Annotated in this window: 13 protein-coding genes; all 13 read right to left on the bottom strand. The window is 64.3% G+C overall.

Features of this window, described 5'->3' with window-relative positions:
- Nucleotides 1-3 precede the first annotated feature (3 nt).
- On the bottom strand, nt 4-525 hold the full coding sequence (gene mreD, locus VOI18_RS12310; protein WP_323762714.1) for a rod shape-determining protein MreD: 522 nt from the start codon (nt 523-525) through the stop codon (nt 4-6).
- Complete coding sequence (gene mreC / locus VOI18_RS12305; protein WP_323762713.1) at nt 522-1,535, bottom strand: rod shape-determining protein MreC; 1,014 nt, start codon at nt 1,533-1,535, stop codon at nt 522-524. The genes mreD and mreC overlap by 4 nt, the downstream gene beginning before the upstream one ends.
- 36 nt (nt 1,536-1,571) lie before the next feature.
- Nucleotides 1,572-2,612: a rod shape-determining protein gene (locus tag VOI18_RS12300; protein WP_323762712.1), complete on the bottom strand. Its 1,041-nt coding sequence runs from the start codon at nt 2,610-2,612 to the stop codon at nt 1,572-1,574.
- A 170-nt stretch (nt 2,613-2,782) separates the two neighbouring features.
- Entirely contained in the window at nt 2,783-3,520 is a 738-nt protein-coding gene (locus VOI18_RS12295) for a TVP38/TMEM64 family protein (protein WP_323762711.1), read from the bottom strand.
- Nucleotides 3,521-3,583: 63 nt separating this feature from the next.
- A complete protein-coding gene (locus VOI18_RS12290; protein ID WP_323762710.1) occupies nt 3,584-4,108 on the bottom strand; it encodes a hypothetical protein in 525 nt (174 codons plus the stop codon).
- Nucleotides 4,109-4,170: 62 nt separating this feature from the next.
- Entirely contained in the window at nt 4,171-5,175 is a 1,005-nt protein-coding gene (ilvC, locus tag VOI18_RS12285; protein WP_323762709.1) for a ketol-acid reductoisomerase, read from the bottom strand.
- Between the two features lie 81 nt (nt 5,176-5,256).
- Nucleotides 5,257-6,183 carry a tRNA (adenosine(37)-N6)-dimethylallyltransferase MiaA gene (gene miaA, locus VOI18_RS12280; protein WP_323762708.1) on the bottom strand — a complete coding sequence of 309 codons (927 nt, stop codon included), beginning with the start codon at nt 6,181-6,183 and terminating at the stop codon, nt 5,257-5,259.
- Nucleotides 6,180-7,553: a Do family serine endopeptidase gene (locus VOI18_RS12275; RefSeq protein WP_323762707.1), complete on the bottom strand. Its 1,374-nt coding sequence runs from the start codon at nt 7,551-7,553 to the stop codon at nt 6,180-6,182. Before VOI18_RS12275 ends, miaA begins: the two co-directional genes overlap by 4 nt.
- A 229-nt stretch (nt 7,554-7,782) precedes the next feature.
- Nucleotides 7,783-8,661 carry a protease modulator HflC gene (locus tag VOI18_RS12270; protein WP_323762706.1) on the bottom strand — a complete coding sequence of 293 codons (879 nt, stop codon included), beginning with the start codon at nt 8,659-8,661 and terminating at the stop codon, nt 7,783-7,785.
- Nucleotides 8,661-9,791, bottom strand: coding sequence for an FtsH protease activity modulator HflK (gene hflK / locus VOI18_RS12265; protein WP_323762705.1), 1,131 nt, complete (start codon nt 9,789-9,791; stop codon nt 8,661-8,663). Before hflK ends, VOI18_RS12270 begins: the two co-directional genes overlap by 1 nt.
- Nucleotides 9,792-9,923: 132 nt before the next feature.
- On the bottom strand, nt 9,924-10,445 hold the full coding sequence (locus VOI18_RS12260; RefSeq protein ID WP_323762704.1) for a dihydrofolate reductase: 522 nt from the start codon (nt 10,443-10,445) through the stop codon (nt 9,924-9,926).
- Nucleotides 10,442-10,798, bottom strand: a complete 357-nt coding sequence (locus VOI18_RS12255; protein WP_323762703.1) for a phosphoribosyl-ATP pyrophosphohydrolase — start codon at nt 10,796-10,798, stop codon at nt 10,442-10,444. Before VOI18_RS12255 ends, VOI18_RS12260 begins: the two co-directional genes overlap by 4 nt.
- Before the next feature lie 11 nt (nt 10,799-10,809).
- Entirely contained in the window at nt 10,810-11,667 is an 858-nt protein-coding gene (locus VOI18_RS12250; RefSeq protein WP_323762702.1) for a thymidylate synthase, read from the bottom strand.
- Between the last annotated feature and the right edge of the window lie 269 nt (nt 11,668-11,936).

The following is an 11,936-nucleotide window of genomic DNA, read 5'->3' as shown; positions in this document are numbered from 1 at the left end:
TCATCACCCCCCGATAAAGCCGGAACCGCGGGAGCGGCGACGTCGCAACACCAGGTAGGCCGGAAGCGGGAACATCAGGATGGAGGCCATCACCTCGATCACCAAGGGCTGGAAGTCTGCCAATTGCTCGAGCGCAAAGCTTCCGGCCGCAAACGCGATTGCATGGGCCAGCAGCAACGTCGCTCCGAACCGCAGCAGGACCGGCGGCATGTCCCGTGGCATCCCGTCCTCGCCGCGAAAACGAAAGGCCGAGATCGAAACGAGATAGGACAGCGCCCAGACACCCATCGGTGCGCCGGTCAGCAAGTCCTGGGTCAGGCCGATCGCGAACACGGCAATCGGTGGCATGAATTGCGGCCGGACACCGGACCACAGGAAGATCGCCATCAGGGTCCAGGTCGGCATGATGGTCAGGCCGTCGACCAGCCGCGCCGGCGATGCCTGGACGATCAAGGCCACGATGACCGACAGGATGCAGCCCGAGGCCGCCAGCCAGGGCGAGTTACGATCTGTCGGCTTTCTCATCGCCCGCCCTCCGTCGTATCATCATCGGTGGCGACACCATCCACCCCGGCGTCATCAACGGCTTCGCCCGCGGTTTCACTTGCGGTCGTGTCGGTCGCCGCGGCAGGCACCGCACCGTCGACGAACCCCGCACCTGCCAGTCCGTCCGGACCGGGTTCGGTCTCCGGGTCGGGCGGTGTCACGCGGTGATAGGGCCAGACCCAGACGAAATCGACCGGGGCCTGGTCAGAGTAAAGCCTCACTCGCCAGCCGCCCTCGCGCGTTGCCACGGCTTCGCCGATCGGCAGGCCACGCGGGAGGATGCCGTCGTCGCCGGACGATACGATGCGGTCACCGGGCTCGATATCCGGCGCGCGGCCCACATAATCCAGGCGTGGAAACTCCGAATTGTCGCCCACCAGGATGGCACGGGCATTGGACCGGTCGGCCATCACCGGGACACGCGAATTGAGATCGGTGAGAAGCAGCACGCGCGCGGACCGGCGGCCGGTTTCGTAAACCCGGCCCACCAGGCCGTATAGATTGATCACCGGATAGCCGTCACGAATGCCCGCCTCGCTGCCCCGACCGATCAGACGGGCCCGGACGAAGGGCCCGCGCGGGTCTGCCACCGTCCAGGCCCCGATGCGATCCTCGATTGCGGCGCTCTCGACGTCGAGCGCATCCTCATAAACCTCGATCCGGTCGCGCTGGCGGTAGGCCAGGTCTTCCCAATAGCGGGCTTCGATCAATTGCTGCCGCAGCCGGGCGTTCTCCCGGGCGAGTTCGCCCTGGCGGCGCCAATAGGGACCGATATTCTTGATGCCGCGCAGGGGCTGGGCCGCGAGGTCGAGCAAAGGTGCGGACACATCGGTGAAACCGGCCCGGAAGCTGGCAAAGGGCGCTGATCTGGATGCCGGTCGGTCGAAGGCTATCAGGGCGCCGGAAACGACAAGAAGCGCAATGAACAGCGTTCGCGAAAAGCGTACGCCGTGCTCACCATCCTGTCGTGTTGAGCGTCGCGACGCCAACGCCTCACTCCTTCTCCCCCGTTGCGTTGGTGGAGATTACACAGCTTCGGAGAGAATGGGACGCCAGATCCGAAGGTCTTCCACCGCCTTGCCACAGCCCAGCACCACGCAGGACAGGGCTTCATCGGCCAGGCTCACGGGCAGGCCGGTCCGCTCGCGCAACTCGGTGTCGAGATTGCGCAACAGTGCGCCGCCACCGGTCAGCACAATGCCCTTGTCGACAATGTCAGCCGCCAGTTCCGGTGGGGTCGCCTCAAGCGCCTGCTTGACCGCCTCGACGATCTGCTCGACCGGCTCGGAGAGGCTGTCGGCGATCATGGCTTCGGTCACGGCGATCTCGCGCGGCACACCATTCATCAGGTCGCGACCCTTGATGTTCAGGGACAGGCCCTCGCCCTTAGCCGGCGGCATGGCCGAACCGATTTCCTTCTTGATCCGTTCGGCCGAAGTCTCGCCGATCAGAAGGTTCGCGGAGCGACGGATATAGTTGATGATCGCCTCGTCCATCTTGTCGCCACCAACCCGGACCGAGCGCGAATACACGATGCCCGACAACGACATGACAGCGACCTCAGTGGTGCCGCCACCGATGTCCACGATCATCGAACCGGTCGGCTCGTCGATCGGCAGGCCGGCGCCGACAGCGGCCGCCATCGGCTCGTCGATCAGGTAAACCTTGCGGGCACCGGCACCCAGGGCACTCTCATGGATGGCCCGGCGCTCGACCGCGGTGGCGCCGGAGGGCACGCAGATCACCACTTGCGGGCTGACCATGGCCCGGCGGTTGTGCACTTTCTGGATGAAATGCTTGATCATTTCCTCGGCGACATCGAAGTCGGCGATGACGCCATCGCGCATCGGCCGGATCGCTTCGACATTGCCCGGTGTCTTTCCGAGCATCAGCTTGGCTTCCGCACCGACCGCCTGCACGTGTTTGCGGCCTTTTTCGACCTTGTAGGCAACGACGGACGGCTCGTTGAGGACGACGCCGCGCCCCTTCACATAGACGAGCGTGTTTGCGGTTCCCAGGTCGATGGCGATATCCGCAGAGAGCAAACCGAAAAGGCTGTTGAGCATGGGGGGCGCTGAGTCTCAAAATGTGTGGCGGCAAAGCCGCGGTGCAACTGTTTTCGTTGTGCGATGCTCCGCGCAAGATTGCAAGGGCCGGACGGGGATTCGCACTGATACCGGGCCGGTATGTGGCAGTCGCCGCACCGACAGGTCGCAATCCGCGCCCCGTGTCCGGTTTACGGGTTTTCCCCGCCCCCGGTATCATCGGTGCCGACAGGCGCGCGATTGCGCCGCAACCAGATCCGCGCGACCAGCATGATACCGATCCAGGCAAAGGCCGCTGCGGCAAAGGCGATGCCAAGCAGGACATTGCCCTCGGTCAGCATGGAGCGGATGCTCTCACCCATCAGGGCAACGATGAATATCTTTGGTGCCGACCCGAGCGCCGTGCCGAGGGCGAAGGCCCAATAGGGCGTGCGTGCCACGCCAAACCCCATATTGACCACAATGAAGGGTCCGGACGGCACCCATCGCACTACCATCGACGCCAGCAAGCCATTGCGTCCGATGAAGTCAGAAATCCGGTTGGCCCAGTCGCCGGCATAGCGCTTGAAGATATCGGCGCCGAAATAACGACCGACGGTATAATTCACGGCGGCCGAACATTGCGTCGCCACAAAGGCATAGATGGCGCCGGTTGTCGGGCCGAAGGCCACCAGAGCTGCGGCCATCAATCCGAATTGCGGCGCGCCCAGGAACGACAGGGCCGTAAAAACAAGGATAGTCAGCGGCAGGGCGTACCACTGGCTGGCGGATGCCTCGAACCAGCTGCCGGCCTCTCCCGGCTCGATTTCGAGGACAAAGCGGCCCAGCAGGAAAACCAGCGCAACCACCACGAACAGCCCGACCGAAACGATCACGGCCCGGGCAGCGCGCGCGTCCATTCTCAGCAGAAAATCGGTCAGTCGGTTCATCGTGAAGCGAGCCCGGTGATAGCGTCAGTGCGCCTAACTAAGCACGCTTTGCACAGCGGGCAATCACGCAGAGCCGTTTTCGCCGGCGACCGGATGCCCGGCCATGTCGACGGCCTCGCCCGAGGCGATGGCAGCCAGTTTCGCACGCTGGATGGCGAGGACACCCAATTGCTCGTCGAGCACCTTGAGAATGTCGCGGGCTTCCTGCTGGTCGATGCGGCCGGGCGAACGCTCGGTCTCACTCAGGCTTTCCATGATGGCGGAAATATTGCGCGCATTGCGGCGACTGGCTTCGCCAGCCAGGGCCAGCCAATTGGCATCGTCTGCCTTTTCGATCGGCAGGAAGATCCCCCCGGCCAGTGCGGCCAGGTGCTGGGCGGCCGCGGTGGCGCCCGACTCGGTCAGCTTGGCGATGCGGGCATAGGAGATCTCGTTGGTGGAATCCGGGTCTGCCAGCGCATAGACCCGCGTGCGGCTCAGATCGAGCAATTCCATGACCGTCGGAATGCCACCCGCCTCCTCGAAAACCCGCGCAACAACTTCCTTGGGCTCGCCGTAGCGCCGAATTTTGACCGGATTGAATGACATACCACGCCCCCGCGCACGATTCTCGATTGAACAAGTCTATTACAGGTGGCGCGGCAAGTTGGCTATTTCGTGGCACCGTAGATCCGTTGGCGCAATTCAGCGCCGGCGGCTTCAATGCGCAACGCCCGGTCAGCCTCGCGATCCGCCGCCATCGCCGCGCCCGCCTCATGGGTTTCCACCCACTTGCGGGCAAAGCGATCAGTCTCGATATCCGCCATCGCCTCATCGAAAACACGTTTCAGTTCAGGCCCGGCGATCCGGTCTTCAATCTGGCGAGCCCCGAATTCGGCCGTATCGGATATGGCTTCATACATTCCGGCGATGCCGCGTGCCTGGATCAGGTCGGCGAGATACTTGATCTCGTGGACGCAGTCGATATAGGCCATTCGCTCGCTCACCCCGGCCGCCACGAGACGTTCGAAGCTGGCCTTCGCAAGGGCGACCAGACCGCCGACCAGCACGACCTGTTCACCAAACAGGTCGGACACGGTTTCCTCGCGGAAGCTGGTCGGGAAGATCCCGACCTCACCGGACCCGATCGCCGCCAGGTAGGCCAAGGCCAGCGCCTGCGCCCGGCCCGACGCGTCCTGATGCACGGCCCAGAACCCGATCAGCCCCCGGCCCATTTCAAACTCCTCGCGGACCGCGCCGCCCGGCCCCTTGGCCGCGGCCAGGATCACATCAGCATCGGCAGGTGGCTTGATCAGCCCATAATGGATCGAAAAGCCATGGCAGACGATCAGCGCCTGTCCCGGCTTGCGGTGGGGCAGGATGGCGTCCTCCCAGATCTTCCGGTGCGCCTCATCGGCCGCCAACAAGGACACGGCATCCGCCCACGCTGCCGCCTCGGGCAGTGAAACGACCTCAAAACCATCCGCCTCGGCTTTGGCCCTCGAGGGCGAGCCGTCTCGCAAGGCAATCCGGATCTGCGCCACGCCGCTATCACGCAGGCACAGGGCGTGGGACCGACCGTGATTGCCAAAGCCGATTATCGCCAGACGACAGGCGCGGATCGGCGCGAGATCGATATCCCGCGTGTACAGTGGCTCGTCCATGTCAACCGTCATCTCGCGACTCGCTCCCGGGCAGGCTGGGGTGATAAGGCGGCTCATCATCGGGTCTGTCCAGCGACACGACCGGCCTGCGTGTTAACCGGCTGGCTGGTCGAGGATATCGGCCAGGTCGCTGACGGCCGCCTGTGGATCGGGCGTTCTGATACGCGACCAGCTGGACGCCTGGTTTCGAAACCAGGTGCCCTGGCGCTTGGCGTAGCGTCGACTGTCACGCTTGGCGAGTTCGGTCGCTTCGTCGAGGGTCATCTCGCCCCTCAAATGCGCCACAAGCTGCGGTACGCCGAGGGCCTTGCTGGCGGGCAGGTCAGGGTCGATGTCACGTTTCATGAAGGCGCTGATCTCATCAAGGGCACCGGCATCCAGCATCCGTTCGAAACGCTGATCGATACGCTGATACAGGGTGTCCCGGTCAGGTTCGATGACAATGCCGCGCCACTCGGAGGGCGCCAACGGCGGCACCGTGTCCGCCTGGAAAACACTCAATGCCTTGCCGGTTTCGTAGACGACTTCGACAATCCGCAACAGGCGCTGCCGATCGGCCGCCTCGACCCGGTTGGCCGCGACCGGGTCGAGGCGCAGCGCTTCGGCTCGCAAGCCGGACAGACCGGCCTCCTCCAGCACGGCTGCAGCGCGGGCACGGGCGACTTCGCCAATCTCGGGCACGGGCGCCAAACCCCGCGTCAACGCGTTGAAATACAATCCGGTTCCGCCCACAAGGAGCGGCACCCGGCCACGTCCACGAATGTCGGAAATCAAGGCCAACACGTCGCTGGTCCACTGGCCAACCGAATAGCGCACAGCCGGATCGACCGCGCCGAACAGGTGATGCGGTGCACGGCCGCGTTCGGCGGCGTCCGGCTGGGCGGTAATCAGCGGCAGGCCGGCATAGACCTGCATTGAGTCGGCATTGATGATTTCCCCACCAACCCGCGCGGCTGCCGCGAGTGACAGCGCGGTTTTACCGGCCGCCGTCGGGCCTGCAATCAGCAGGCAGGGCGTCACGACCGGATCGACTGCAGCACATACTGGCCGCCGCGATTGATCTGGAAGCGCACCGGCCCGCTGCCTTGCCCCTCGACGATCTCACGGATGGCAGCGACGCTGTCGACGCGGGTGAACTCGACTTCCTCGATGACATCACCCGGGCGCACCTTGCCGGCGGCATCGCTGGTCGGGTCGACCTCCGTCACCAACACACCCTCGGCGTCGGGGTGAACCCGAAACCGACGACGCGACGCGGTGTCAAGCGTGCCGAAAGTCATGCCCAATACACTGTTGCTGCTGCCGGTCTCCGGCGCGACGACTGCGGCATTGACCGTTTCGCCCTCACCATTGTCCTCGGCCAGGGTGCCGACCGTAATGCGGATCGTCATCGGCCGGTCACGACGGATGATGTCGAGCTCGATCTCGCGACCGATCTCGGTCTCGGCCACCATGCGCGGGAAGGAGCGGCTGTCGCGCACGCGGCGGCCGTCAAAGGACAGGACCAGGTCACCGGTGCGGATGCCGCTGTCGGCTGCCGGACCATCCTCCTCGATCCGTGAGACGATGGCGCCATAGGGCGTCGCCAGTTCGAAACTCTCGGCCAATTCCGGCGTCACGCGCTGGACCGACACGCCCAGCCAGCCGCGGCGGGTCTCGCCGAATTCGACCAGCTGGTTGACGACCACATTGGCCAGGTTGGACGGGATGGAGAGCGAGATGCCGACGCTGGCACCCGTCGGCGACAGGATAAGCGTGTTCACGCCCACCACTTCGCCATCCATGTTGAACAGCGGACCACCGGAATTCCCCGTATTGATGGCGACATCGGTCTGGATGTAGTCGTCATAGCGACCGCCGGCCTCACGCCCGCGCGCCGAGACCACACCCGCGGTGAGCGTACCGCCCAGGCCGAACGGATTGCCGATCGCGATCACCCAGTCGCCGACGCGTGCTGCATCGCTGTCGCCAAACGCGACGAAAGGCATGGGCTCTTCGACGTCCATGCGCAGGACCGCCAGGTCGGTGACACTGTCGATACCGACGACCTCGGCACGGAAAACGCGGCCATCGGGCAGCGACACCTCGACCTCGTCCGCCCCGTCGATGACGTGATTATTGGTCACCACCAGGCCCGACGCATCGATGATGAAGCCGGAGCCCAGTGAGTTTGCAATCCGCGGCGCCGAGCCGAAAATGTCGTTGAAACGTTCCAGCGGCGAGCCCTCGGGAAACTCCGGCAGCCCGTCCTCACTGTCCAGCCGCTGGGCGGCCGATATGTTCACCACGGCGGGAGACAGGCGCTCGGCCAGATCGGCAAACCCGTCCGGATGGGCGTGACTGGCCGGTGTCAACACCAGGAGGAGAATGAGAACTAGGAGACGCTGCATCGAATTCCGCCGTATTGAAGGGTTGCCCGGTCGCCGACCTGACTGTGTGCAATTTTGGGTCCGGTTCTGGTCCGTTACCGTGAATACCGCCTTGCGCGGGTCGGCGGCAACCGCACTGACACAATCGTCATGCGAATGACCGGCCTGTCACCCGCCACATCCGCCTCCAATGAAAAGGGCCCGGCCCGCTGTCGCGGAGCCGGGCCCCTGTCATCTGTATGGCTAACGGTTACTCGCCGGCCTGGGTCCGGAAGTAACGGAAGAACTCCGAATCCGGCGGGATCACGATCGGCGTGCCATCGGGAACCGCTTCCTCATAGGCCAGCATCGACCGGTAGAAGGTGAAAAACTCGGCATCACGATTATACGCCAGGGCGTAGATCTCGTTCCGCCGCGCATCACCGGCACCGCGCAGCCGTTCCGATTCCGCACGGGCCTCGGCGACGATGATCGTTGCCTGACGCGAGGCGTCTGCCCGGATCTCGGTGGCCTGCTGGTCACCTTCAGCGCGAATGCGGGCCGCTTCCTGCTGTCGCTCGGAGCGCATCCGGTCGAACACGCGCGTTGCGATCTGTTGCGGCAGGTCGGCACGCAGGATCCGGACATCGATGACCTCGATACCCAAATTCTGGGTCGCGACCTGCTCTTCAACCCGGTTCCGGACACGCACCATCAGCTCGGCGCGCTGGCCGGAGATGACGTCATTGGCCGGGATCGAGGCGATCACGCCGCGCAGGCTGTCATCCATGATGGACCGCAGGCGCGCCTGGGCACCGGCCTCATTTGTGACGGTCTGATAGAAGCGCAGCGGATTTGTGATGCGATACCGCAGGAAGGCATCGACCACCAGGCGGACCTGGTCGGCGGCCTGGATTTCCTCCGGCTGCATGTCGAATTCCAGATTGCGCTTGTCGAACATGACCACGTCCATGATGAACGGGATCTTGAAGTGCAGGCCGGGGTCTTCAAAACCCGGCTGGTTGACCGCGCCAACGGGCTCGCCAAGACGGACGAGCAGCGCTTGCTCACGCTCGCTGACGGTGTAGACGCTTTGCAGACCGACGAAAACGCCGATGACGAGAATAATGATTCCAAATCCGCGGATCATCAGTTGTTCCCTCCCGCCTGGTTGCGCGACTGGGTGCGTGGCGCGTCGAGCTGGTTCAGCGGCAGATAGGGCACAGCCCCGGCTCCGCCGTCCAGAATGGTCAGATTGGACCGTCCGAGCACCCGTTCCATGGTTTCCAGATACATCCGGCGCCGGGTCACTTCCGGCGCCAGCGCATACTGCTCGTAGATGGCCACGAAGCGATCAGCCTGGCCCTGTGCTTCGGCAATCACCGAGTCACGATAAGCCTGCGCGGCCTGGGTCAGCTGAGCCGCCTCACCGCGGGCTTGCGGAATGGTCGAGTTGGCAAAGGCTGTCGCCTGGAGGATCGCCTGTTCGGCATCCTGCTCAGCCGCGTCAACATCGCGGAAGGCATCAATGACACTGGCCGGAGCCTGCGCCGTCTGCAGGTTGACCTGCAGGATCTGGATGCCCGCATCGTACTCGTTCAGCACGGTCTGAAGCAGGTCACGTGTGCGCTGCGAAACTTCGCCACGACCGACCGTGAAGATGAATTCGCGATCCGACGTACCAATGACTTCGCGCATGGCGCTCTGGGCGACGTCCGCCACGACCTTTTCCGGGTCGCGGACATTGAACAGGAAGCTGCGCACATCGATCACACGCCATTGTACCGAAAAATCGATGTCGACGATGTTCTGGTCGCGCGTCAGCATCTGGCCTTCGGCGCCCTGACCAATCGTGATGGTCCGCGTCGCGGTCACGTCCTCGATGATCACGCTTTCGATCGGCGCGGGGAGCTTGAAGTGAAAACCCGAACCGGTCACGCGGGCGAACTCGCCGAAACGAAGAACCACGCCCTGCTGGCTCGGATTGACCTGGTAGAAACCGGTGGTCGCAAACCAGACGCCGACAATGATCAGGATGATCAGGCCGAAACCGAAAGCACCGGCACCGCCTGCGCCGCCGGAGCCGCCCTTGCCGGAACCGCCGCCGCCAAACATGCCGCGCATCTTGCGCTGCATGTCGCGGACGACCTCATCGAGATCGGGACCGTCCGGTCCGCCTCCGCCCTGCGGGCGCTGGCCCCAGGGATTTTGCCCGTTATTGTTTCCGCCGGAGCCCCAAGGGCCTCCGCCGCCTCCACCCTGATTGTCGTTCCATGACATGTGCTGGATCGATCCTCTCAATTAACCTTGCGCACTAAATGAACGCATGCGGCCTGCGGTTCAAGGGTAATCGGGAGGGACAAGACAGCAGCCCATCCCCCTTTTCGCCAGAAGCCGACCGGGAACGGTGGTTCAGATCCGGTCGAGCACCCGCAGCATGAAGGCGTGATCATCGCCGGGCCCGGCCGGATGGAGCTCCCGGCGCGTTTCTCGCCACTGTGCCTCGTCGATCTCCGGCAGGCGCGTCTCGCCCTCCGGAGCGGCCTCGACCTCGGTCAGATAGAGCCGGTCGGCACGGGCCAGGGTCGCCGCATAGATCTGCGCCCCGCCAATAACGCAGACCTCGTCGACCCCGTCCTCGTCAGCGCGCATGAAGGCCACATCCATCGCCTCGCCGAGATCGCCGGCGACATGTCCGCCCTCGGCGCGATAGCCGTCCTGGCGCGTCACCACGATGTTCAGACGGCTCGGCAAGGGCCGCCGCGGCAGGCTCTCCCAGGTCTTGCGACCCATGATGATCGGCTTGCCGGACGTGATCGCCTTGAAATTCCTGAGGTCGGACGACAAGCGCCAGGGCAGGTCGCCATCCACGCCGATGACGCCATTCATGCCGCGGGCGACGACAAGGACGAGTTTGGGGATGGTGGTGGTCATGACTGGCCTGCCTCCCCGACCTCGCCCGGCTCCATCACGGCGCTGTCGCGCTCCAGCCAGTGCAGCCATTTGTCCTGCATCGCCTGGTCGATATCGATATTCTCCGCCTTGGCCATGATCAACAGCATGCCCAGCGCGTCGGCCATTTCCAGCGCCAGCTGCTTTCGCGCCGCCGCATCGGCCGGACGCCGGGTGCGACCGGTCGTGGTGAGATAGGCTTGGGTCAGCTCGCCGATTTCTTCCTGCAGCTTGAGGAGCGGCCAGTCGCCCGAGCGATCTATGTCGAAGTGCGCGGCATAGATGTCGGAGACCCGGACGATCTTGTCGGCCAGTGCATCAAGCGGTCCGTACATGCCCCCGGCTCCTAGACGGCGACCGGGGCGGAAATGCGCGGATGCGGGTCATAACCCTCCAGCGCGATATCCTCGTACTCGAAGCCGAACAGGTCGGTCGCGTCCGGGTTGAGCTTGAGCTGAGGCAAAGCCCGCGGGGTCCGCGACAGCTGCTCGCGGACCTGGTCCATGTGATTGGAATAGATGTGGGCGTCGCCAAAGGTGTGGATGTATTCGCCCGGCTCCAGCCCGCACACCTGCGCCACCATCGCCGTCAAAAGCGCATAGGAGGCGATATTGAACGGCACGCCGAGGAACATGTCGGCCGAACGCTGGTAGAGCTGGCAGCTCAGCTTCCCGTTCGCGACATTGAACTGGTAGAGCGTGTGGCAGGGCGGCAGCGCCATATGGGGCACATCGGCCGGATTCCAGCCCGACACGATCAGACGCCGCGAGGCCGGATTGTTCCTGATCTGCTCGAGGATATTGGACAGCTGGTCGATCTCGGTTCCATCCGGCCCCTCCCAGCGCCGCCACTGCTTGCCATAGACCGGACCGAGATCGCCGTTTTCGTCGGCCCACTCATCCCAGATCTTGACCCCGCGCTCCTGCAGCCAGCGCACATTGGTCTCGCCGCGCAGGAACCACAAAAGCTCGATCGCGATCGATTTGAAATGCACTTTCTTGGTGGTCAGCAGCGGAAAACCCTTCGACAGGTCACAGCGCAGCTGGCGACCGAACACCGACCGCGTCCCGACGCCGGTCCGGTCGGCCTGTTCGGCGCCGTTCTCGAGAATGTCGCGCAGCAAAGCCAGATAGGCGTTCTCGACATCCGAACCATTGGCGGCGGTCCGCGTTGCGGCAAAGCTTTCACTGTCGATGACGGCCATGTCCTGCTCCTGGTGATTCTCGCCGGCACAGCATGACAGGGAAGCCGGGTTGGTTGAACCAGCAGCGCCAGATCAGCCGGGGATAGAGGCGGCAAGTTATTGGCAGGGTTGCGGGAAAATGGGGACGCTTGGAATGGCGGGGGAAGTGGACCGACACGCCGCGGCGGCCCATCCCTCTCGCCCGGCCGGGCGAGCCCTCTTCACCGACCGCCCCGGCGCCGTCGCGCAGGTCGCTCCTTACTCTGCTAGTCGAAGCCTGGCCCCCCCAA

This window comes from Maricaulis sp. (genome assembly GCF_034670125.1).
GTDB lineage: Bacteria > Pseudomonadota > Alphaproteobacteria > Caulobacterales > Maricaulaceae > Maricaulis.
Note: the sequence above shows the minus strand (reverse complement) of the source record. Positions and strands in the feature narration are given on the sequence as shown.